At 61.3% G+C, this 20,529-nt stretch carries 22 protein-coding genes and 3 pseudogenes; 19 read left to right on the top strand and 6 right to left on the bottom strand.

Annotated elements, in window-relative coordinates; all coding sequences use genetic code 11:
• Nucleotides 1–139: 139 nt before the first annotated feature.
• Nucleotides 140–1,015: a LysR family transcriptional regulator gene (locus tag EAH76_RS23345; RefSeq protein ID WP_241659861.1), complete on the bottom strand. Its 876-nt coding sequence runs from the start codon at nucleotides 1,013–1,015 to the stop codon at nucleotides 140–142.
• 137 nt (nucleotides 1,016–1,152) lie between these two features.
• On the opposite strand from EAH76_RS23345, the gene EAH76_RS23340 reads away from it, so the two are divergent.
• From EAH76_RS23340 to EAH76_RS23330, 3 genes are all read left to right on the top strand, one after another.
• Entirely contained in the window at nucleotides 1,153–2,013 is an 861-nt protein-coding gene (locus tag EAH76_RS23340) for a haloacid dehalogenase type II (protein ID WP_161989130.1), read from the top strand.
• Nucleotides 2,014–2,094: 81 nt separating this feature from the next.
• A complete protein-coding gene (locus tag EAH76_RS23335) occupies nucleotides 2,095–2,484 on the top strand; it encodes a UrcA family protein (RefSeq protein WP_140852659.1) in 390 nt (129 codons plus the stop codon).
• A 6-nt stretch (nucleotides 2,485–2,490) separates the two neighbouring features.
• Nucleotides 2,491–2,880, top strand: coding sequence for an MAPEG family protein (locus EAH76_RS23330; RefSeq protein WP_140852658.1), 390 nt, complete (start codon nucleotides 2,491–2,493; stop codon nucleotides 2,878–2,880).
• A gap of 259 nt (nucleotides 2,881–3,139) precedes the next feature.
• On the opposite strand, the gene EAH76_RS23325 is transcribed toward EAH76_RS23330, so the two are convergent.
• Both EAH76_RS23325 and EAH76_RS23320 read right to left on the bottom strand, forming a co-directional pair.
• Nucleotides 3,140–3,967 carry an alpha/beta fold hydrolase gene (locus EAH76_RS23325; protein WP_140852657.1) on the bottom strand — a complete coding sequence of 276 codons (828 nt, stop codon included), beginning with the start codon at nucleotides 3,965–3,967 and terminating at the stop codon, nucleotides 3,140–3,142.
• A 104-nt stretch (nucleotides 3,968–4,071) separates the two neighbouring features.
• Nucleotides 4,072–4,932, bottom strand: a complete 861-nt coding sequence (locus tag EAH76_RS23320; RefSeq protein WP_140852656.1) for an AraC family transcriptional regulator — start codon at nucleotides 4,930–4,932, stop codon at nucleotides 4,072–4,074.
• Between the two features lie 287 nt (nucleotides 4,933–5,219).
• Between EAH76_RS23320 and EAH76_RS23315 the strand changes: the two genes are divergently transcribed.
• The 5 genes from EAH76_RS23315 (at nucleotide 5,220) to EAH76_RS23295 (ending at nucleotide 8,981) form a co-directional block, all read left to right on the top strand.
• Nucleotides 5,220–6,092 carry a cytochrome b gene (locus tag EAH76_RS23315; RefSeq protein ID WP_140852655.1) on the top strand — a complete coding sequence of 291 codons (873 nt, stop codon included), beginning with the start codon at nucleotides 5,220–5,222 and terminating at the stop codon, nucleotides 6,090–6,092.
• Between the two features lie 323 nt (nucleotides 6,093–6,415).
• Nucleotides 6,416–6,766, top strand: a complete 351-nt coding sequence (locus EAH76_RS23310; RefSeq protein WP_140852654.1) for a hypothetical protein — start codon at nucleotides 6,416–6,418, stop codon at nucleotides 6,764–6,766.
• Between the two features lie 482 nt (nucleotides 6,767–7,248).
• Nucleotides 7,249–7,977: a hypothetical protein gene (locus EAH76_RS23305; RefSeq protein WP_140852653.1), complete on the top strand. Its 729-nt coding sequence runs from the start codon at nucleotides 7,249–7,251 to the stop codon at nucleotides 7,975–7,977.
• Between the two features lie 32 nt (nucleotides 7,978–8,009).
• Nucleotides 8,010–8,474 (top strand): VOC family protein, encoded by a 465-nt coding sequence (locus EAH76_RS23300; protein ID WP_140852652.1) that lies wholly within the window; start codon nucleotides 8,010–8,012, stop codon nucleotides 8,472–8,474.
• Between the two features lie 108 nt (nucleotides 8,475–8,582).
• Nucleotides 8,583–8,981 carry an SgcJ/EcaC family oxidoreductase gene (locus EAH76_RS23295; protein WP_161989129.1) on the top strand — a complete coding sequence of 133 codons (399 nt, stop codon included), beginning with the start codon at nucleotides 8,583–8,585 and terminating at the stop codon, nucleotides 8,979–8,981.
• Nucleotides 8,982–9,109: 128 nt separating this feature from the next.
• Here the strand turns inward: EAH76_RS23295 and EAH76_RS23290 are convergent, their stop codons facing one another.
• Nucleotides 9,110–9,460, bottom strand: a complete 351-nt coding sequence (locus tag EAH76_RS23290; RefSeq protein ID WP_241659860.1) for a DoxX family protein — start codon at nucleotides 9,458–9,460, stop codon at nucleotides 9,110–9,112.
• Nucleotides 9,461–9,935: 475 nt separating this feature from the next.
• On the opposite strand from EAH76_RS23290, the gene EAH76_RS23285 reads away from it, so the two are divergent.
• The 10 genes and pseudogenes from EAH76_RS23285 to EAH76_RS23250 all read left to right on the top strand — a co-directional run bounded on the left by EAH76_RS23285 (nucleotide 9,936) and on the right by EAH76_RS23250 (nucleotide 15,852).
• Entirely contained in the window at nucleotides 9,936–10,682 is a 747-nt protein-coding gene (locus EAH76_RS23285) for a dienelactone hydrolase family protein (RefSeq protein ID WP_140852650.1), read from the top strand.
• Between the two features lie 217 nt (nucleotides 10,683–10,899).
• Complete coding sequence (locus EAH76_RS23280) at nucleotides 10,900–11,319, top strand: VOC family protein (protein ID WP_140852649.1); 420 nt, start codon at nucleotides 10,900–10,902, stop codon at nucleotides 11,317–11,319.
• Between the two features lie 140 nt (nucleotides 11,320–11,459).
• Nucleotides 11,460–11,792 carry an IS66-like element accessory protein TnpA gene (gene tnpA / locus EAH76_RS23275; RefSeq protein ID WP_140852648.1) on the top strand — a complete coding sequence of 111 codons (333 nt, stop codon included), beginning with the start codon at nucleotides 11,460–11,462 and terminating at the stop codon, nucleotides 11,790–11,792.
• A complete protein-coding gene (gene tnpB / locus EAH76_RS23270; protein ID WP_010189271.1) occupies nucleotides 11,789–12,136 on the top strand; it encodes an IS66 family insertion sequence element accessory protein TnpB in 348 nt (115 codons plus the stop codon). The genes tnpA and tnpB overlap by 4 nt, the downstream gene beginning before the upstream one ends.
• A 46-nt stretch (nucleotides 12,137–12,182) precedes the next feature.
• Nucleotides 12,183–13,319, top strand: a pseudogene (tnpC, locus tag EAH76_RS23265) (IS66 family transposase); the annotation flags it as partial.
• A pseudogene (locus tag EAH76_RS24680) lies at nucleotides 13,240–13,512 on the top strand (transposase domain-containing protein); the annotation flags it as partial. The pseudogenes tnpC and EAH76_RS24680, both read left to right, overlap by 80 nt.
• A 39-nt stretch (nucleotides 13,513–13,551) precedes the next feature.
• Nucleotides 13,552–13,698 (top strand): annotated as a pseudogene (locus EAH76_RS24755) (helix-turn-helix domain-containing protein); the annotation flags it as partial.
• A gap of 93 nt (nucleotides 13,699–13,791) precedes the next feature.
• A complete protein-coding gene (locus EAH76_RS23260) occupies nucleotides 13,792–14,418 on the top strand; it encodes a LysR substrate-binding domain-containing protein (protein ID WP_277754325.1) in 627 nt (208 codons plus the stop codon).
• Between the two features lie 117 nt (nucleotides 14,419–14,535).
• The gene (locus EAH76_RS23255) at nucleotides 14,536–15,057 is read left to right on the top strand and encodes a (R)-mandelonitrile lyase (protein WP_241659857.1); all 522 of its coding nucleotides are present in this window, start codon (nucleotides 14,536–14,538) and stop codon (nucleotides 15,055–15,057) included.
• A gap of 39 nt (nucleotides 15,058–15,096) precedes the next feature.
• On the top strand, nucleotides 15,097–15,852 hold the full coding sequence (locus EAH76_RS23250) for an SDR family NAD(P)-dependent oxidoreductase (protein ID WP_140852646.1): 756 nt from the start codon (nucleotides 15,097–15,099) through the stop codon (nucleotides 15,850–15,852).
• A gap of 220 nt (nucleotides 15,853–16,072) precedes the next feature.
• On the opposite strand, the gene EAH76_RS23245 is transcribed toward EAH76_RS23250, so the two are convergent.
• Both EAH76_RS23245 and EAH76_RS23240 read right to left on the bottom strand, forming a co-directional pair.
• The gene (locus tag EAH76_RS23245; RefSeq protein ID WP_140852645.1) at nucleotides 16,073–16,663 is read right to left on the bottom strand and encodes a Dps family protein; all 591 of its coding nucleotides are present in this window, start codon (nucleotides 16,661–16,663) and stop codon (nucleotides 16,073–16,075) included.
• A gap of 173 nt (nucleotides 16,664–16,836) precedes the next feature.
• Nucleotides 16,837–17,205 carry a 3'-5' exonuclease gene (locus tag EAH76_RS23240; RefSeq protein WP_194151069.1) on the bottom strand — a complete coding sequence of 123 codons (369 nt, stop codon included), beginning with the start codon at nucleotides 17,203–17,205 and terminating at the stop codon, nucleotides 16,837–16,839.
• A 277-nt stretch (nucleotides 17,206–17,482) separates the two neighbouring features.
• On the opposite strand from EAH76_RS23240, the gene EAH76_RS23235 reads away from it, so the two are divergent.
• Nucleotides 17,483–20,287: a hybrid sensor histidine kinase/response regulator gene (locus EAH76_RS23235; protein ID WP_140852644.1), complete on the top strand. Its 2,805-nt coding sequence runs from the start codon at nucleotides 17,483–17,485 to the stop codon at nucleotides 20,285–20,287.
• Nucleotides 20,288–20,529 lie beyond the last annotated feature (242 nt).

Here is a 20,529-nt window from a genome sequence, read left to right as displayed (position 1 = left end):
GAAGGGGCCCAAAGCTTCGAAACATTCAGATTAACGAATAACCGGATTGGGGAGTGGGATAGGTTGCACGAAAGGCCGGATGGGGTCCTTGCCGGGGATAACCGGGCCCTGATGAAAGCCAGGTAAGGAACGCGATCATTCAATTCCGACTATGCCGAGATAGCCTTTTCAGCTCGCCAGCCAATGTATTGAGGACCGTCCTGATCCGCGGCTCGTGACGAAGGCGTTCATGCGTCAGCAGCCAAATGCCGTGTCCTTCCGGGGACTGACGAGAAAGGCACGCAAGCAACTCGGGATCATGGTCGGCAACGAGGCATGGGAGGATGGCGAGTCCAGCACCAGCGCGCACAGCCGCCAACAGCCCGACCGGCGAAGAATAGCGTATCGTAACGGCGGCTTCGAGGTCATTGGTCTCTAGCCACTTGCGATAGTGCTCCCAGACATGGGTGCCACCTCCGCCGATCAGGGGATGCCCCTTGATTTCAGAAATGCTTGCGGGGCGACCGTGCGTCTCGGCATAGCTCCGGCTGCAATACAGCGACCAGGGATCATCGCCGATGCGCCGGCCAACCAAACCGGCTCCAAGTGGGCTGGCCGACGACCGTATCGCTATATCGGCGGCGCCTGACGCCAGGTCGCGCGGCTCGCTACTTGTGTCGAGGTCGATCGTGATATGCGGATGCGCGACAGCGAGATCGCGAAAGACCGGAGCCAACACCGTCACGGCCAATGTCTCGACGACGGTGACGCGAACCACACCACCGACGGTGCGGGCAAGGGACGACGCCTGCTCCTCGAATCCACATATCGCATCCGCGGCCTCTCGCGCGCGTTGGTGCAACGCGACACCGTCCGGCGTCAGCGCGTAGCCTGCCGGGCCCCGATCGAACAACCGTACGCCAATTGAGCGTTCCAAACTTGCCACTCGCCGGGCCGCAGTCGTCTGGCTCACTCCCAGGCGCCGGCCCGCAGCAAGCGTGCTGCCCGCTTCGGCGACCTCCAGGAAGTGTTTCACGTCCTCCCAATCCATTGGGAGACTCTGCGCATATGCAGAACCTAAAGGCAATAACGGTGTTCGTGGCCTACCCCCCTGATCGCATAGTCTTACGCGCATCGACCCGCTGCGGTCCCATTCGGAAAGAACATAGATCGATGCGCAAACACCAGAACGTAGGTCGGAACATTTCGAGCACTCGACAACGGCTTATTGCCGTCGCGGCGACGATGGTCGCCATCCCTTTTGCAAACACTACCAGCTACGCGCAGGAAGCACCTTTCTCGGGCGCAGGCATCAAGGCGATCACATTCGACGTTCAGGGAACGCTCGTCGACTACTCGGCGCCGTTCGCCCGCGTCACCGCGGCTATCGACAAGCGGAAGGGCACAAAGTTCGAGTGGGTGGGCTTCCTTGCCGATTGGAACACCCGTGCCGCAACGAATGGCTTGGCAATCGTCAGCGGTAAGCGCGCGTGGGTACCGGTTGGCCAACTTCTTCGAGAAGCGCTGGACGCGACGGTTGCAGGTCGCGGATTGAACGCCAGGCTCGATAACCGCGACCGGATCGAACTGCTCTCACTGTGGGGCCAGATGGTAGCGTGGCCGGATAGCGTCGACGGACTCGCCTTGCTCCGACGCAGGGCGATCGTCGCCGCGCTTTCCAACGCCGGTATGGCCGCCACCATCGCGACCACCAAACGAACGGGTCTGACGTTCGACGCGGTTTTGAGCGGCGAACTGGTTCACGCGTACAAGCCCTCGCCAGAAGTCTATCAGGCCGCGTCGACCTATCTGGGCGTTCCGGCCGGCGCCATCCTGATGGTTTCAGCGCACAAGATCGACTTAAAGGCGGCGAAAGCGTCCGGATTCAGGACCGCGTATATCGCTCGGCCTGGCGAACTGGGTCCGGACACGAAGGCCGACAAAACGCAGGAGCCATTTGTCGACATCTATGCTGACAGCCTCACCGATCTGGCACGCAAGTTGGACGCCGACACCGTTCGGTCTGCCAATTAATAGCCGCGCCACGGGCGGTTCGAGGCGCGCCTGTGGCCTTCTCGTAGCCGAACTCCAAACTGAGACAGATCGGAAGCGTCCATGAAGCTGATTGCCACCTCCGGCGCGATCATCCTGGCGATGATCACCGTGTCCGCGTTCGCCCAAACGAGCAACGAGGTCACACAGACGCAAATCATTCGTACTACCGACCTCAACCTCTCGAACCTTGAGGATGTCCGAATCTTCAAGCACCGCGTGAGCATGGCCATCGTTGACGTCTGCGGTTCGGCATCCGCGATTGACCTCGAGGGCGCGCTGAGTATCACCAAGTGCAGGCACGACCTGACCGCCCGGACAAGGGTTGACCTGTCGCGTGCGATCGCGATCGCACAGCACAAGGAGAGACCAACCGTTCAGACGGCGAATGCTCACAACTTTTCGTCTGCACCATGGCATCTTCAGGCATGCAGCGGTGACGATAAGGAATGATCTACGATGAACGTCGTTCCCTTGTGCGTCGCTGCTATGATCTTTTTACTTCTCGGCTTGAGCGTCAATGTCTCACGCCTCCGGCGGAAAAGTCGGACGGATAATCCTCCTTCTGAGTTGGCCATTCCCAACGCCGTTAGAGCCCAGGGCAATGCGTCGGAATACATCCCGGTCTTCGTAGCACTATTGCTTTACATGAATGCCGTGCCGACGGCATCACATGCGTTTGTCACGACGGTCGCTATCCTCGCTTTGGCAAGTCGTGTCGTTCACGCGATCGGTATGCTAAGTGTTACCAGCGTTGAGCAACGGCATCCTTTACGGCCCCTTGGTGCACTCGGCACATATATCAGCTTGCTGCTGCTTGGGGCGGCATTGCTCTTTCACGTTTTTTAAGATCCCAGGGCAAACACTGCCTCTGTCGTAAAACAGAGGCAGTGCACCTCTACTCATTCTCGTTCACCATCGTTTTCGGAAAAGCCGGCGCGCGGTCGGGCAGGGCAATGCCTGCGGCATCCTCCGTCTGAGCAGATGGTGTTTAACGAGCGACCGCTTTCGAGTAGCGCGCCGGGCGGGCCGAATGGCGATCATTGGGTCAAAATGCCGCGACGGTCCGATGGAATGTGGGAGGCGCGTCGCTCGCCCCCCGTTTAGGTCAGCTGCGGACAAAGCTCAGCAGGTCGCGGTTGATGACGTCGGCATGGGTGGTCGGCATGCCGTGCGGCAGGCCCGGATAAGAAATAAGTGTGCCATTCTTCACCAGCTTGACCGAACGCGCGCCGGTGGTTGGGAACGGGCAGATTTGGTCGTCCTCGCCGTGCATCACCAGCACTGGGCAGTCGATTTCCGCCAGGTCGTCATAGAATTCGGTTTCTGACAGCACGCGCACGCATTCCCAATGTGCAATCGCAGCGCCCATCATGCCCTGCCGCCACCAATTGTCGCGGATGCCTTGCGACACCACGGCGCCCTCGCGGTTGAAACCGTAAAAGGGCATCGTGATGTCCTGATAGAATTGCGAGCGGTGAAAGGCGGTGCCGTTGCGGATCGAGTCTACTGCTGCCTTCGGTACGCCATCGGGGTTGCGCTCGGATTGCATAAAGGTCGGTGGGATCGCGCTGATCAGCACTGCTTTGGAGACGCGGCCCTTCCCGTACTTCGCGACGAACCGGGCGACCTCGCCGCCGCCGGTCGAATGGCCGATATGCACGGTGTCGCTGAGCTCGAGCTTCTCCACCACAGCGAGCGCGTCGGCGGCATAGGTATCCATGTCGTGACCGTCCGCGGTCTGGGTCGAGCGACCGTGCCCGCGGCGATCGTGCGCGACGACACGGAACCCGTGCGCGAGGAAAAACATCATCTGGCTGTCCCAATCGTCGGCGCTAAGCGGCCAGCCATGGTGGAAAAAGAGCGTGGCCCCGTCCTTCGGGCCCCAATCCTTGTAGAAAATCTCGGTGCCGTCAGCAGTCGTTACGATGGGCATGTCGGACTCCTTCAACCGGTGGGTGTTGGAAGAGTCGGTAGACTTGTGATGGGCGCGCGGCTTGGAGGTCGTTGCTTCCGGTGGACGATCCTTGCTCCCGCGGCTCAAATTTTCCGTCGGGGATGTCGTTGCCATGCGTGATCGCGTTGGTAGTCAGACGGCGTGCGGCCCTCGTGATGCCGGAAGCGACGCGTGAAGTGGCTCTGGTCGGCAAAGCCAACGGCGTAGGCGATGTCGGCCAGCGACAATTGCCCAATGCAAATCATCGCCTTCGCGCGTTCGATCCGCGAGCGTTCGACGTAAAGCGCCGGAGGCATCCCGACGTACCGTCGAAACAGCCGGCTGAAATGGAAGCGGCTGAGTCCGGCCACGGCTGCAAGGTCGCCGAGGGAGACGCGCACGCCGGGTTGATCCTCGATATAGGCGAGCGCCCTATGCAGCGCCGCCGGAGCTACGTTCCTCAGAGGCTGCTCATCGCGCCAGGGCACGCCGGTATAGCCTCTCAGGAGATGCAGCAGCAGTGCGGTGACAAGCGATTCGACCAGCACGTCCTGCGCGGGGTGCGGTGCCCGACTGATCTCCAGGCTGAAAATCGCGGCCATATTGGCGATGAACGGGTCACGTATGCGGAAGTTGTTGGCGATTGCTTGGTGCGGAGTTCCCATCGGAAGCACGTCCGAGGCCATTTCGATGATGGCCGATGCTGGTATGCGGACGGTGACGTGTGCCGGCACGTTCCCATCCCAGGTCGATGCCTCGCCGGCTGGGATGATTGCAGCTTCGCCCAGGCGCCCGGCGCTCTCGTAGACACGCCCGCATCTCTTGGCGCGGACATAGGGATGATCGGCGAGGTTGATCGCGAGCAGATGATGGTCGCGCGGCCCCACTGCCATTTCAGAGACGGTGTACGCCGATAACTGGTCAATCGCGACGCCAGCCCACGTTCGCCCCGTAAGCATCGCCATCGGCGGACCTGCGCTGAGGTTTCGGCGAGCGTCCTCGATAGTCGCCAAGTGGGAATTGGGCTGCGGGCTCACAAGACGGGAATGCCGGTCACGACGCGCCTCTCGATCCTGTAGTTGTGACCGATGCTAGGGTCTGAAACAAGAGCGCATGGCAGGATGAACCAGTGTCTACTTTCGGCATCCGTTAGCCATCACTGAGCGTCCGGTGCTGGGTCTGTTCGTCATTGCACATGGGACGGGTATCAGATTGGTCCGAAAGGCCTGATTGACACGCTGAACTTTGTAGGATGCTACCACCGCTGGTTCACTTATCAATCAACGCGGGGAAATCGGTGGCCATCGGATATCTGGCGCTTGCCATCGTGCTCGCCTTCACATTGAACGCGCGGGCGCGGTGGTTGCGGATCGCCGGGACGGTTATCGCCGCGCTTGGGCTGGCGATGATGGTACTGTCGATCATCCTTGCCGACCTGGATGGCACGTTCGGTGCAATACCGTCGAGCGCGCCTGAAGCCCACCGGATTACGCCAGCGGTTCTGAACGTACAGGCGGGCATTGCCGCGGTCGCGATTCTGTTGCTGGCCTGGTCGGCCTGGACGCAGGCCCGACGACCGCTCGTCACGGCCTTGCCGCTGCACAATGACGCAACCCAGTTTGGCAAAGCTTCGCGCGCCTTCCACTGGGTGATTGCTGTCTTAATGTTCTGTCTTATGCCGATTGGCCTATTCATGGCCATCTTGCCCGAAAGCTCGCCCGTACGCGCAGGGTTCGTCGGCGCACACCAGTCGCTCGGCTTGAGTGTGCTGGTGCTGGTGATTGGACGGATCGGCTGGCTGATCGCGAGTCCGCCGCCGCCATCGCTGCCAGTGCTGACGGCATTGGAGCGGCGCGCCTCGCGCGCGGTCCATCTCGGACTATACGGAATACTGCTGGCGTTCCCCATCAGCGGATATCTCATCAGCCAAGGGCCGACGATCGACTTTTATGGCTTTGCAATCTCCCGACCTGACTGCGCCGGGTCATCGGGTGTGGCGCTCTGGGTGCATGCGTGGGCGCTGCCTGCATTCTTTTATGCAACACTGCTGCTGCATATCGGCGCGGTGGTGAAGCGGCATTTCGTACACCGCGATAAATCAGCCGTGCGCAGAATGCTGCGCTGATCTGGCGAGAACAGGCCATTCGTTTCGGCTTGGGTAAATTGCGTACAGCCGTAGAAACTCGATCTGGCCGCGAACGACCGAGATATTTGACTTTCTGCCACGTAAAGCGGCAGCCCGAGTTGCCGGAAAGGACGAACAACCATCATTAATGAGCGTGCAGTTTCGGGAAGTGCTTACGCTGAAAAAAAGTGTCCGGGTCTGGGTCGAGCCGGACGGGAGGCCAGGTAGGCTTCTGCCGCTGATCAGTTGACAAGTGCCGCCCAATTGCAGTGAATGATCGAGCGGAGTAGCGTCTATATCGGCTGTCGCTCTCGGAGGTCCATATGCTGATCCGTGCTGCTGTCCTTGCAGGTTTGCTTGCTGCGCAACCCAGTCGACTCGATTTTCAGTTGATGACCTCGCCGGCCTATCAGAATTTCGCCGATAAAGCAGACGGGCTATGTCCCGCACGCAATTTGCGACACCTGCACCCCGCCGACCTCGACGGCATCGAGGAAGATTTTATGCCGTCTATGACGCGACGTGAGCGACATCGGGTCGCCACTCTCAATCGTGGAGACAAAGGTTGCACTGGCGCCGGGGCATCCTGTCCGGCCCAAAACACGTTGGCTGCAATCTCGCAGGCAGGGCTGCTCGACGCGTTTGTCAGTTTCGCCTGCGCATCTGCCATTTAGCGAAGTGAGTATCTAGGCGGCCAGGCCGCCATCTATCGCCTAGTTCCGCGAATGCGATGATCATCCTCGAAGCGGCCGTCTGGATGAATAAGCGGCGGCTTTTGGGGAACGGGCGGGGCGGCCAGAGCCTCCGCGAATGGCTCAAAATCGGCTATAAGTCCTATAATCCGCTAGCTTGAGTGCATCTGAAGCCGACGCTCGAAGGTCTAGCCTTTTCTTTGTAGCCCAGTATCGTCTGATTGGCAGTCGAACCACGCTTCACGCAATCGTAGATGCGCCGGACCTGACGGCAAGGTTTGAACAGTGGAACGCCAGACGCGAAACGTCGCTGGCAATGAACGGCCCGCGGCGACAAGAGCCGCTGACAAACGCCAGAAATTCTGTTACTTCGAAAACACGTTGGAGGACGAGGGCGCACCGGACACTGACGAATTGTGCCTCCGCAATTTTGCGCTTTCAGATCGGCTTTCGGGGGGAATGTTATGACCGCCACCCTTGGCATTACGCGCCCCCGACCAGCGGTGGTCGGGCGCCCTTTCTATCTCGTTATGTCGCTGGCGATGGCGGCGGTGTTTATTAGCGGCTTCGGTAACACGGTGCCGAATGATTTTATCGGCACACCCGCTTTGCCGCTGCTGCTGCACGTCCATGGTGCGGTCTTTACGCTGTGGGTGATGCTGTTCGTCGCGCAACCCGCGTTCATCGCGCGCGGATCGATCACGCTCCACCGCAAGATCGGTTGGCTGGGCGTAGCCCTTGCCGCGGCGATGCTGATTATGGGCGTGGCGGCAACGCTGTTTACCGTCCATTACGGTTACATTCCGTCGTTCCTCCCACCAGCAATTTTTCTAGTGATGAACTTGGTCGGCATTGCCGTCTTCGCCGGACTGATCGCGGCGGGCATCGCGCTACGCAAGCGCAGTGAGTGGCACAAACGGCTGATGCTCGGCGCGACCGTGTCCATCCTAGGTCCCGGGCTTGGGCGCTTGCTGCCGATGCCATCGTTCGGCGCGGCCGCGCCAGTGGTGTTGTTCGGTGTGGGCATGCTATTCGCGCTCGCTGGTCCCGTCGTCGATCTGATCGTGCGGCGACGCGTTCACCCCGCCTATTATTGGGTGGTCGGCACTATCGCGGTCAGTCAGTTGGCAATCGCCCCGCTCGCCTTTTCCCCGATCGGCGGCGGCTTGCTCGCGGTTGTCCGAGCGCAGTGAGAGAGACCAATCCCGAGATAGGAGAAACGGCGATGCGGACGGCGCTTGTCATCGGTCTAGGTCTTCACCTGATCGCCTCCGGCGCGCCTGCGCGCGCGCAACGCATCGACCCGGCACCGGCGCTGGCGCTCGACCATGTCGGTATACAGGCAGCCGACCTTGTTCGCAGCGCCAGATTTTACGGGGATGTGCTTGGTCTAAAGGAAGCGTCGACGCCGTTTCCGATAGGTGCTGCACGGTGGTTTGCCCTTGGCGGCGGCAGGATGTTGCACATTGTCGCCAACGTCACCGTTGGTGCGCCGCATAACAGATGGGATCATTTTGCATTGGCCTGCGCCGATCTGGACGCGATGATCGCCCGTCTTGATGCACGGCACATCCCGTGGGCCGACATGGATGGCCATCGTTCCGCGCAGCGCCGACCAGATAATGTTCGCCAGATCTTTGTCCGCGATCCGGACGGCTACGTCATCGAAATCAACGATGCGAAGGCGTGAGGACACTGTCTCAACTCAGACGGAAGGGACCGCAGCATTACATGGCTCGTCGCTTTTAGCTTGATGGTCTTGTCGAGCGCCGCCGCGGCGGGACCAACGCCTGACTTATTGGCCGACCGGATCATCTCGGCCTGGAACGCCCACGACCTGAATGCCTTCGACGCGCTCTATACGCCGGACGCCGCCTGGGTGCTGATCGCGGAAGAACGAATCGAAGGCCGGGAGGCGATCGTAGTGGAGTTCCGAAAAGTCCACGCCGGAACCGGCTGGGCGGTCAAGACGACCATCGACAAGAAAGACGTGTCGGAGGTTCACTTTCTCAAGCCTGATGTGGCGACGGTTTTTTCCACATGGACTTCTAGACAACGGCAAGCCGGTGCGGGGATTGGAGCGTGCGATGATCTTGGTGGCGGTGCGCCAGGCGGGAACCTGGAAGATCGCAGCCCGTCAGTTGATCAAGGAGTCGCTAACAACAGGATGACGGTTCGAGTGCGTGCCGCAACTTAGATCCATCCTGTCAGAACGGGCCTATCCGACGAAATGAACGGCCGGCCGGCTTCGGGAAGTGTGCAAGGTCGGCTGAATGTAGGGTTCAGAGTCAGCTCCGACCTTCCGCTAATGGGTCGAATACGTCGTCAACGGGGAGCAAACATCAGAGCGCGCAATCTCGGATCCCGCAGGTAGAGCCCGGCCCAAGCAGCACCCCCGATTAGTACGTTTACAATCTCGGGCCAAATAACGTTCAACGTCACACGCAGATGTGCCGCCAGCGCCCCACCTATGAAACCGGTGATTACGATTGCGCCGATGAACGCGGTTCGCGGGATTGCGTAGAGAACGCCGCCGGTCAGCGCTAGCACCGCCACCGGCATAAGCGTCTCAGGGGGCCAACCGTCGCCCGCCATCTCGGGCGCGATCAGATGCGGCCAAAATAGGCCGTTGATGCCGTCGGCGATCATAATCAACGCTGTCAAAGCGCTGATCACTCGCCCGATCCATTTCGTCCGATCATGCATGGAATTTTGCCCCTTCACGATTAAAGCATGGGGCGGGGGGACGTAGCAACTGCTTGGTTTTGACCATTTGTCGCTACCAAGGACTTGCATCTGAGAAGCTGACGGCGGGCGTTAAGGGTATAGGTAGCAGGAACAGGCGCATGGCACGTCCGATCGCCTGCATGCGCTGATAGATGGAGTGAATGCGCGCGCACGTGCAAGCGATTCGGTCGGCGCGCTTCTGCTAGCTACGGGTGCGCTGCTGCCAATGGTAGCGGGACAGTCGCCCGCATCTCATGCTCGGGACATGCCTACCGTGCGTGAATGGGCGTCTGAAGTTCGGGAGTGGCGACGGCGGCTGGGATGGCGGTTTATGGTTCAGCACGATAGCGAGCGTTGCGGGGCCTCGAGGCCGGAGGTGGCAGTGCCTGATACTCTCGCTAACAACGAAACGGAAAGAGACGACATGGCGCATGAACGAGTGACGATCGGCACCAACGACGGCGCTTGCCCCTGCCAGCTGTTTACGCCGGCTGAGGGTGAGGGCCCGTGGCCGGCAGTCATCGTCTATATGGACGCGGGTGGCATTCGCCCCGCGATCAGCGACATGAGCCAGCGGCTCTCCAACGCGGGCTACCTCGTCCTGCTGCCGGATCTATTCTACCGCTACGGTCCTTACGGGCCGTTTGTTCCGAAAGAGGTTTTCGCCGGCGACTTCCGGCTGGTGCTTGGTCCTTTGATGACCACTACAGACAATCACAAGGCAGCGGCCGATACAGGTCCGCTTCTCGCCTACCTGAACACACGCGACGATGTGGCCGGCACCAAAGTGGGTGCGGTCGGCTTCTGCATGGGTAGCGGTATGGCGATCGCCGCGGCGGGCACGTGGCCCGACCGCTTTGCAGCGGTGGCGAGCTTTCACGGAGGCCGCCTCGCGACCGACGAGCCAACCAGTCCGCACCTGCTTGCCCCCCGGATGGAGGCCGAACTCTACGTAGCGGCGGCCGAGAACGATGGAAGCTATCCGCCCTCGATGGCGGAGCGGTTCGAGGCGGCGCTCGCCGATGCGGGCGTGCGCTACCACGCTGAAACCTACCCAGCAGCGCACGGCTGGATGAAGCCTGATTTCCCCGTCTATGATCATGATCAAGCAGAGCGGGGCTGGTCCGCGATGCTTCAGCTATTCGGACGGGCGCTTCCCGCCCGTTCTTAAACAAGTGCGGTTAAATGTCGCCATTCTGTGCCGACCAACAGTTCACTATGAAATGAACAAGTGGTCGGGTCCGGGGCGCGGCGGATCCAGGATGGATGACCGGCTATGGCTCATTGAGGTATTGCAGCGGCCCGTCGGTCTCTGCAAGGTGCTGCATTGCGTCTCGGTCTCACGAGCTTCAGAAGCCCTCATCGATGCAACATTCCGGAGTGAACCGATGCTGACCGTCAAAGCCGTTGATCACCTGGTTTTCAACGTCCGGAACGTCGACGCCTCCGCGCGCTGGTATGAACAAGTGCTGGGGATGGTGCGCGAGGATCGCCAAGCGCCCTCAGGCGATATTCGGACCAGCATGGTGTTCGGACAGAACAAGATTAATCTGCGGCCGCTGAACGCAACGCAAGAGGCTTGGTTCACCGGCATGACGCCGTGCCCAGGCAGCGACGACATTTGCTTTTTGACGGAAACTAGCCCCGATGATGTCGCGAGGCACTTTCGAGAGAATGGCGTCGAGATCGTCCTCGGGCCCGTCACCAAGAGCGGCGCTCTGGGCGCCATCCGCTCGGTGTACGTTCGCGATCTCGACGGCAACCTTGTCGAAGTTTCCTCCTATTGCTCATCGGCAAGCCTCGGGTGAGATTAATCTGAACGAACGGCTGGAGCTCGGGGGCGGGAGGCGGCCAGAAGTGTGTACCCCTCCGGTGTGGACCGCCTTGCCGGGAACGGGTGATCGGCTGACGTAGCACTGGTGCAAGCGACGGTGTTAGCGATGGTGCGATGAGTCAGATCACGATTATTTCAGGCGCGGAGCGGCGCCGGGTTTGGACGGACGATCAGAAGCGGGCGCTGGTGGCGGCGGCCTGCGAGCCGGGAGCGAGCGTGGCGGAGATCGCGCGGCGTGCCGACCTGCGGCCGAGCCAGCTTTATCGATGGCGACGCGATCTTGCCGAGCCGGTGTCGCCGGGCTTCGCGGCGGTGACGGTCGGCGGCGAGCCTGAGCCCGCGGCAGGGTGCGCGATAGTACTGGAGGTCGGCGGAGCGGTGCTGCGGATCGCAAGCGATGCGCCGCCCGCATTGGTGGCGGCTGTGGTGCGGTCGCTCAGGCGATGATCCCGGTCCGAAGCGACGTTCGGATCTGGCTCGCGACCGGCTGCACAGACATGCGCCGTGGGATGTTCGGTTTGGCGTTGCTGGTGCAGCAAGGGCTCAAGCGCGACCCGCATGCCGGCGATCTCTACATCTTCCGTGGACGACGCGGCGATCTGATCAAGGTGCTGTGGCATGACGGTGTGGGTATGTCGCTCTATGCCAAGCGGCTCGACCGTGGGCGGTTCATATGGCCTGCGGCAACTGACGGCGTCGTAGCGATCACCGCGTCGCAGATGGCGTGTCTGCTCGAAGCGATCGACTGGCGTAATCCGCGCATGACGTGGCGTCCGCAGGCCGCTGGATGATGCTAAAAAGCTAGGTTTCCCGCGCCTTTTTCGCTATCCTCAAGCCATGGCAGCGGCACCTTTCAGCGATGTCACGGCGCTTCGCGCGGCACTCCTGGATGCCGAGGCCGAAGCTGCCCGCGCGAAGGCGATCAACGCCGATCTGGCGGCCCGGGTGGCTCTGCTCGAGTTGCAGAACGAGAAGATGCGTCGGGCACTTTACGGGCAGCGTTCCGAGCGCGGCCAGTTGTTGATCGACCAGCTCGAGCTAGGTCTGGAGGAGCTGGAGGCGAGCGCCAGCGAGGATGAGGCTCTGGGCCAGAGTGCCGCAGCCGGCACCCCTGTTGAGGCATTCACCCGGACGCGACCTTCGCGCAAGCCGTTGCCGGCGCATCTGCCGCGCGAGCGCGTCGTCGTTGCCGCGCCGACCAGTTGCGCCTGCTGCGGGTCGGACCGGCTGTCGAAGCTGGGCGAGGACGTGACCGAGACGCTGGAGGTGATCCCGCGGCAGTGGAAGGTCGTGCAGACCGTTCGTGAGCGGTTCGCCTGCCGCGTGTGCGAGGGCATCACTCAGCCACCTGCTCCGTTCCATGCGACGCCGCGCGGACTGTTCGGACCGAGCTTTCTGGCGATGGTCATGTTCGAGAAGTTCGGGACGCATCAGCCGCTCAACCGCCAGCGCGACCGCTATGCTCGGGAGGGCGTGGAGATCAGTCTGTCGACGCTCGCCGACCAGGTCGGGGCCTGCGCGGCCGCACTCGCGCCGCTCCACCGGCTGATCGAGGCGCACGTTCTAGCCGCCGAGCGGCTCCACGGCGACGACACGACCGTGCCGGTGCTGGCGAAGACCAAGGCCCATGTCGGACGCCTGTGGACCTACGTGCGCGATGACCGACCGTTCGCAGGACCTGCGCCGCCAGCTGCCCTGTTCCGCTATTCGCGCGATCGTCGCGCCGAACATCCGGTCGCACATCTCACCGGCTATGGCGGTATCCTGCAAGCCGACGCCTATGCCGGCTACAACACCCTGTTCCGCTCCGATCGGTCGCCGTCACCAGTCACCCGTGCACTCTGCTGGGCACATGCCAGGCGCAAGTTCTTCGAGCTGGGCGACGTCGCCGCGCGGCCGTATCTGCCTGACCAACAACGCCGCAGAACGCGCGCTGCGCGGCGTGGCCCTTGGCAGGAAGGCGTGGCTGTTCGCAGGCTCCGACCGCGGCGGCGAGCGCGCCGCGTTCATCTACACGCTGATCGGCACCGCCAAGCTCAACGACATCGATCCGCAAGCCTGGCTCGCCGATGTCCTCGCTCGCATCGCCGACATCCAGCAGAACCAGCTTTATGAACTGCTACCTTGGAACTGGCGACGACCAGCAGAACTGCTCAAGGCTGCGTAAACGCGGTCCTCACCGGATGCTTACGATTTCAGCTACTTCCTCGCCATTGCGAAGCATCGCAGCTTTCGCCGTGCAGGGTTGGAGCTTGGCATCAGCGCATCGGCGCTGAGCCACTCGCTGAAGGGCCTGGAAGCGCGGCTCGGTGTCCGTTTGCTGAACCGGACGACCCGAAGCGTGACCCTCACCGCGGCGGGTGAGGAACTCCTCGGCGGGATCGGCGCGCCCTTCGAGGCGATCGGCTCGGCGGTCGATGGCCTGAACCGTTACCGCGCGGAACCAATGGGCAAGATACGCCTGAACGTGCTGGAGCATGCAAGTTCGCTCATTCTTGGTCCAGTAATGCCGACGTTCGTCGAGCGCTATCCCGACATCGAGGTCGATGTGACGGTCACCAACCACCTAGTGGATGTGATCGCGCAAGGAGCTGACGCCGGGATCCGCTATGGCGGAACCGTACCCGAGGACATGATCGCGCAGGCGCTTTCAGATGAAATTCGCTGGGTGGTCGTCGGCTCGCCCGCCTATCTCGCTCATTTCGGTGCCCCGGATCATCCACGCGCGCTGGCCGATCACCGGTGCCTGCGGATCAGGCTCGGCGACGACAGCCTCTATCGGTGGGAGTTCGAGAAGGACGGCGAGGCATTGGCCATCGATGCACCCGGCGCCATCACACTTGACGACACTCACTTCGCGCTGGACCTGGTGGCCGGCGGGGCCGGGCTCGCTTATCTGCCGGAGCCGTGCGTGGCCCCCCTTCTCGCGCGGGGTGTGGTGTGCACCGTCCTGTCGGACTGGGCACCAATGGGGGCCGGCTTCCATATCTACTATTCAAGCCGTCGGCAGCTTCCCACCGGCCTGCGCCTCCTGATCGACCTCATCCGCGAGCTGCGACCGCTCGGGCTCTGATCCCTGACGATGAGCTTGGCTCATCGCTCCGTCAAATCGGCAGCCGCTACTGCGGCACCGTAGCGCGCTCCATATCCCAAATGCGCCACACGGCGCCCGCCCCGGGGGATATTCGCAATGAAGCTGTCCAAACTGTCCCTGCAGTTGTTGCTCGTCGCCGCAGCGTCCGCAGCCAATGCGCAGGCATCGCACCCCCAGGGCAACGAATCACGCCAAGGAGTCGCAGCTATGGAAGTTACCCGCAAAGCCGAGATGAAGACGATCGACGGGCCGGCGGACTGGTTCACCGGCAAGGTCACGATCACAGGCCAGTTCCAACGCGGTGAGCCATCGCGCGTCGGCGGCGCGGTCGTCCATTTCGAACCGGGCGCGCGAACCGCATGGCATAAGCACCCGCTTGGTCAAACCCTGATCGTCGCCGAGGGCGTAGGTTGGACCCAGGTCGAGGGCGGCCAAATCGTCGAGTTCCATGCCGGCGATCAATTGTGGTGCCCGGCTGACCAGAAACACTGGCATGGTGCCACACCCACAACCGCGATGACCCATATCGCCATCCAAGAATCCCAGAACGGCTCGCCCGTAACCTGGCTCGAGCACGTCACGGACGAGCAGTATCTCGCTGGGGCCGCAAAGGGCTGAGCGTTAACGTTTTCGAAAATCAGTTCACGAGGTCTTCCCATGTCAAACGCCAACCGTTTTACCGGCAAGGTCGCCTTTGTTACCGGTGCAGCTAGCGGAATCGGCCGCGCAACCGCCGTCGCCTTTGCCACGGATGGAGCGCGCGTCGCCATCATCGACCGAACCGAGGATGCGCTGCGCGGAACAGCCGATGCGATCCGCGATGTTGGCGGCGAGGCGCTGATCATCGCTTGCGACATAGCGCAGCCCGACCAGGTCGAAGCTGCGGTCGGGCAAGCCGTGGAGACCTTCGGTCGGCTCGACATCGCGTTCAACAATGCCGGTGTCGAGAACAAGGCCGCGCCCGTCGCCGAGATCGAGCTCGACGAATGGGACCGCATCCTCGACATCAACCTGCGCGGGACTTTCATCTGCATGAAGCACGAGCTGGCACAGATGCTTCTCCAGGGCGGCGGGGTGATCGTCAACACATCGTCGGGCGCCGGCATCCGCGGCGTCGCCGGCGGTGCGTCCTATGCCGCTTCCAAGCACGCCATCATCGGCCTGACCAAGTCTGCAGCGCTTGATTATGCCAAGCAGAATATTCGCGTGAACGCGATCCTACCTGGGAACATCGAGACGCCAATGATGGATCGCTTTACCGGCGGCGACATCCAGAAGGCGATCGATCTCGAACCGGTAGGTCGTCTCGGCAAGCCCGAGGAGATTGCCGATGCTGTGCTTTGGATGAGCGCCGACCTTGGCTCGTTCGTGACCGGTGCAGCGATTTCTATCGATGGCGGTTGGTCGCTCTAATCGAGACCGACGATCTGATCCGCCGAGGCAGCGCGAGCCAATCGGCTAGATGTGTCAGGCGGCGCTAAGCTGGCTCGAACGTCCGACAGGTTGATCCAGTCGTTCGCCAGAGATGAATGAACGGCGGGTTGCGGTGATCTGCGGGCACCGTTGGATGTCACTTTTTGGCTCGTTCTGGTAGCTGCTCATGCGCGAAGGTTCGCATGAGCAGCTTATAAGCTTATCGATCGGCTCGGACGAGTTCCGTGGCAGCCAGATGTTCGGCAAGGAACCACACTTGCGGCTCATGAGTACGGATCAGATTACTGACCAGCAGATCGTTGGTGCCATCGTCACCAGACTCATCAGCAGCCTCTGCGCCCTCATGGCATTGCCGCAAAATGTTCTCGTGCGCCTCGAGCAAACGAGCCAGCTGTGTCGGCACATCCTCTCGGCCACGCGGCGGGCGAGCGATCGTGGTCATTTCAGCGACATCGGCGGCCATCGCGATGCTGATTCCACCTAGCGCCATGATCCGTTCGGCAATCATGTCGACGAGATTTGCCTGCTCCTCGTAGTGCTTATCAAGCAACAAGTGGAGCTGGTAGAAGGTTGCCCCAGACATTTGCCAATGGTGCTTCTTGTACATATCGCGCAGAGTCATAGTATCGACCAGCACTTGGTTCAAAGTCTCAACACTCTGCTTGCGCGCATTATTATCCAGAGCGATCGGCAGGTCCTTGAGAGTACCGTAAGGTTGTATTTCCCGATACTCGACTTTGTATTGCGGCTGTGCTTCGGTTGATGTCGACGCTGCGGTTTTCTTCGCCATGGGTGGTATCTCTCAATAGAAGGGGCATGAGGTTAGCAGGGAACGCGCCTACACAACGGAATGATCCCTCATCGTTACATCCGACGCGATACGCCAACGCATGTTAGTCGGAAGCGGTAAGATGGTCCTGAGTGTCCACATGTGGGTTCCCCGGCGTTTACGAAGCAAATCAATTACTTGCGACGACCCGGCTGTCTTAGCTCTTGCCGGCATATGGCGTGCTGCGACCACAACGGATGGTGCGCTGCCAGGGCGACCACTCCGCTGGTCGGCCGCAGGATCTGCGGCGCCGCTTCTGCCCAGAATGGGGCGCCAACCACGTCTGCGTCAACGATGTGGCGGATGGCCATGGACTGCGTCGAAATTGGCCCTCCCGGGTTGACGATCAGGGCGCCACGCTCCTCGTTGACCTCCCAGCGACTGTCATCATCTCGGACGACGTCCTGCCAACCGATCTCGCACACGCCGTGGGACGCGGAGCCAGCTGTCTCCAGATCGATGACGCGGATGCGATCAAGGCCTGGCGTCGAAGGGGTCGTCATGCTGGTCAGCTATTATCGTGTCACACCAGTTCTCACAATGTTCTCCTAGGCGGCGGGTCGTGCACGGCATGTCGATCCTTCCTTCGCGCTGACGCCGCCTGCCAGTTTGGTCTCAGCCAAAAAGCGATCTGACGCACTCGGCTCTCCGCATCACAGTTGCCTCTGCGTTGTGAATCGGGCCAACGATTGCGTTGGCCGCTGCTGCATGCAAATTGCCGGAACGGCGCCGGGCACCTGATTCCCAAGATGTAAAATACGTTGAGGATGGAGAGACGAATTGCCGCAGGATGATCGTCGGGCGGGTTTCGATTTCGCGGATGGGTATTGGCGGCAGGGGGCGCCAACCGATATGCCGCTTGGAACATCGACTTCGTCCCGCCCGAGCGAGGCTGAGCTGCGCTTGCTCGCCGACAATCTGCCATCGCTATGCTGGATCGCCGACGGCGACGGCTCGATCGGGTGGTATAATCGCAACTGGCATGACTATTGTGGCAGCACGCCAGAAGCGATGTCCGGATGGGGATGGCAGTCGGTCCACGACCCGGAAGTATTGCCCGACGTAATGGCACGGTGGACGGCGTGCATCGCGACAGGGGAGGCGTTCGAGATGACGTTTCCGCTTAAGGGAGCAGACGGCATCTTCCGGCCTTTCCTGACGCGTGTCACCCCATTGAAGAATCTCTCGGGACAGGTCCTGCGCTGGTTTGGCATGAACACCAACGTTAGCGCCCAGAAGGCGACTGAGGCGGCCCTGGCCAAGAGTGAGTCGTACCTTCGATTGCTGTTGAATTCCAGTGCGGAGGGCTTTTACGCTGTCGATCGCGACGGAGTGACAACTCTGTGTAACGCGACCTTCGTCGACATGATGGGTTTTGCGACTGCCGATGACGCGATCGGCCGAAAGCTGCACAACGTCATCCACCATACCAAACCGGACGGCGCCCACTACGATGTCGATGACTGCCCGATCTACCGGTGCGCCGCAGCCGGGACGTCCGCGCACGTAACGGACGAAATGTTTTACCGCCTTGATGGCACGCCCGTTCCAGTGGAGTATTGGGCCAAGCCGATCATAGTCGATGGAGAGCATCGTGGCGCGATTTGCACGTTCATCGACATCACCGAACGTCTCCTCGCGCGCGCGAGGCTGATCGCAAGCGAGGCTGAGTTTCGCACTTTTGCGCAGGCTATGCCCAATCAGGTCTGGGCTTCGCGACCCGACGGATTGCTCGACTGGTTCAACGAGCGGGTCTACCGATATGGCGGATATGCCGCAGGCGAGCTCGACGGCACTGGGTGGGCCGAAATGGTTCACCCCGACGACGCGCCGTCGTCGATTGAGCTTTGGGGTGCGGCGCTGACCTCAGGCGAGAATTACGAGAACGAGTTTCGCCTACGCCGAGCCGATGGCGAGTATCGCTGGCACTTGGCCCGCGCGGTGCCGATCATGGCTGACGACGGCAAACCGACCAGGTGGATCGGGACAAACACCGACATCGAGGATCAGAAGTCCGCGCGCGCCGCGCTGGCTTCGCTCAACGCGACGCTCGAACTGAAGGTTGCGCAGCAGGCGGCGGAGCGCGACCGGTTGTGGCAAACGTCGCAGGATCTGCTGGTGGTGGTCGAGGCTAACGGCACGTTCCGAGCCGCCAATCCTGCATGGTTGACGGTGCTCGGCTGGGATCCCGATGAGGTCGTGGGGCGAAACCACCTCGACTTTGTCTATCCCGAGGATCGCCCGGCTAGCGACGCCGCGCTGGACTACGCCGCAAAGGCCCCGCTCGCGCCGTATGAGACCCGGTGCCTGCACAAGGATGGCACCTTCCGTTGGATATCGTGGATTGCGTCTTCCGACGACGGGCTAGTCTATGCAACTGGCCGCAACACGACGGCGGAGCGCCTTGCTGCTGACGAACTTGCCGTGGCGCAAGAAGCGTTGCGCCAGAGCCAAAAGATGGAAGCGGTGGGTCAGCTGACTGGCGGCATCGCGCATGACTTTAACAATATGCTCGCCGTCGTGATCGGGTCACTCGAGCTGCTCGGCCGACGTCTGTCGGACGGCGACGCACGCGCGCAACGCTATATCGATGCGGCGACCGACGCATCGAAGCGGGCGGCTCTCCTGACGCAACGCCTCCTCGCCTTTTCGCGTCAGCAACCGCTTCAGCCTGAAGCGCTCGATGCCAACAAGATGGTGTCAGGCATGTCCGATCTTCTGAGGCATTCGCTGGGAGCGGACGTACAGCTCGAGACCGTTTTGGCGGGCGGTCTTTGGCGTACGCATGCCGATCCCAACCAGCTCGAAAACATTATCCTCAATCTAGCAGTCAACGCGCGTGACGCCATGCCTGACGGGGGGCATCTGACGATTGAGACGCAAAATGCGCATCTCGACGAGCGCTATGCGGCGACCAACCTGGGAGTCTCCGCCGGGCATTACGTGCTGATTGCCGTTACCGACACGGGAACGGGCATGCCGGCCGAGGTCGTCGAGAAGGCTTTCGATCCCTTCTTTACGACCAAGCCTGTCGGTAAGGGCACGGGCCTTGGCCTCAGCCAGGTCTATGGGTTCATCAAGCAGTCCGGCGGCCATGTGAAAATCTACACCGAGCAAGGTCACGGCACGACGATTAAGCTCTATCTGCCCCGACTTCGCGGCGGAGGGATGATCGATCAGCCTGATGCTGGTATTACCGAACTCGTGCGCGGCGATGACCGTGAGGTGATTCTTGTTGTCGAGGACGAGCCCGGCGTTCGTCAGTTCAGCGTCGATGCGCTGACGGAGCTCGGTTACCACGTTCTGGAGGCGGACGGCGCTGCGAAGGCACTACGGTTGCTGCAGGAGCATCCGGAGATCAGTCTTATGTTCACTGATGTCGTCATGCCGGAAATGAATGGCGCAAAGCTGGCCGAGGCTGCACGTGCGCTGCGACCCAACCTCAAGATCCTCTTCACCACCGGCTACACACGCAATGCCGTCGTACATAATGGTAAACTCGACGAGGGCGTAGATCTGATAGGTAAGCCGTTCAGCCTTGAGGCGCTCGCGTTTAAAATACGGGCGGTGTTAGAGAGTGCGTGAGCCACCAGAGAGCGCCGCGTCGGCATCATCAGCATCGCGTCGCGGTCGCGGAAACATCTGTTACTGCGTATGCCGTCGCTCGTTTTGGGCATGACGATCTCACGATTCTATCGATAGAGCTTACCCGGTCGGCTCGAACAGGCGCTCAACCTTCAATGTTTTCAGGCACCGCCTGGGTCTCCGCAGGTCGTGCGGCAGTAGCTCGCTCCCGGCTTCTAATTCACCATCTTTCGATCTGTCCC

The sequence above is a fragment of the Sphingomonas glacialis genome (assembly GCF_006439055.1).
GTDB lineage: Bacteria > Pseudomonadota > Alphaproteobacteria > Sphingomonadales > Sphingomonadaceae > Sphingomonas > Sphingomonas glacialis_A.
Note: the sequence above shows the minus strand (reverse complement) of the source record. Positions and strands in the feature narration are given on the sequence as shown.

Coding starts and splice junctions, on each gene's coding strand:
- EAH76_RS23340 (WP_161989130.1), top strand. CDS start 1,153: ATGCGCAAACACCAGAACGTAGGTCGGAACATTTCGAGCACTCGACAA.
- EAH76_RS23335 (WP_140852659.1), top strand. CDS start 2,095: ATGAAGCTGATTGCCACCTCCGGCGCGATCATCCTGGCGATGATCACC.
- EAH76_RS23330 (WP_140852658.1), top strand. CDS start 2,491: ATGAACGTCGTTCCCTTGTGCGTCGCTGCTATGATCTTTTTACTTCTC.
- EAH76_RS23325 (WP_140852657.1), bottom strand. CDS start 3,967: ATGCCCATCGTAACGACTGCTGACGGCACCGAGATTTTCTACAAGGAT.
- EAH76_RS23320 (WP_140852656.1), bottom strand. CDS start 4,932: ATGGCGATGCTTACGGGGCGAACGTGGGCTGGCGTCGCGATTGACCAG.
- EAH76_RS23315 (WP_140852655.1), top strand. CDS start 5,220: ATGCTACCACCGCTGGTTCACTTATCAATCAACGCGGGGAAATCGGTG.
- EAH76_RS23310 (WP_140852654.1), top strand. CDS start 6,416: ATGCTGATCCGTGCTGCTGTCCTTGCAGGTTTGCTTGCTGCGCAACCC.
- EAH76_RS23305 (WP_140852653.1), top strand. CDS start 7,249: ATGACCGCCACCCTTGGCATTACGCGCCCCCGACCAGCGGTGGTCGGG.
- EAH76_RS23300 (WP_140852652.1), top strand. CDS start 8,010: ATGCGGACGGCGCTTGTCATCGGTCTAGGTCTTCACCTGATCGCCTCC.
- EAH76_RS23285 (WP_140852650.1), top strand. CDS start 9,936: ATGGCGCATGAACGAGTGACGATCGGCACCAACGACGGCGCTTGCCCC.
- EAH76_RS23280 (WP_140852649.1), top strand. CDS start 10,900: ATGCTGACCGTCAAAGCCGTTGATCACCTGGTTTTCAACGTCCGGAAC.
- tnpA (WP_140852648.1), top strand. CDS start 11,460: ATGAGTCAGATCACGATTATTTCAGGCGCGGAGCGGCGCCGGGTTTGG.
- tnpB (WP_010189271.1), top strand. CDS start 11,789: ATGATCCCGGTCCGAAGCGACGTTCGGATCTGGCTCGCGACCGGCTGC.
- EAH76_RS23260 (WP_277754325.1), top strand. CDS start 13,792: ATGGGCAAGATACGCCTGAACGTGCTGGAGCATGCAAGTTCGCTCATT.
- EAH76_RS23255 (WP_241659857.1), top strand. CDS start 14,536: ATGAAGCTGTCCAAACTGTCCCTGCAGTTGTTGCTCGTCGCCGCAGCG.
- EAH76_RS23250 (WP_140852646.1), top strand. CDS start 15,097: ATGTCAAACGCCAACCGTTTTACCGGCAAGGTCGCCTTTGTTACCGGT.
- EAH76_RS23245 (WP_140852645.1), bottom strand. CDS start 16,663: ATGGCGAAGAAAACCGCAGCGTCGACATCAACCGAAGCACAGCCGCAA.
- EAH76_RS23240 (WP_194151069.1), bottom strand. CDS start 17,205: ATGACGACCCCTTCGACGCCAGGCCTTGATCGCATCCGCGTCATCGAT.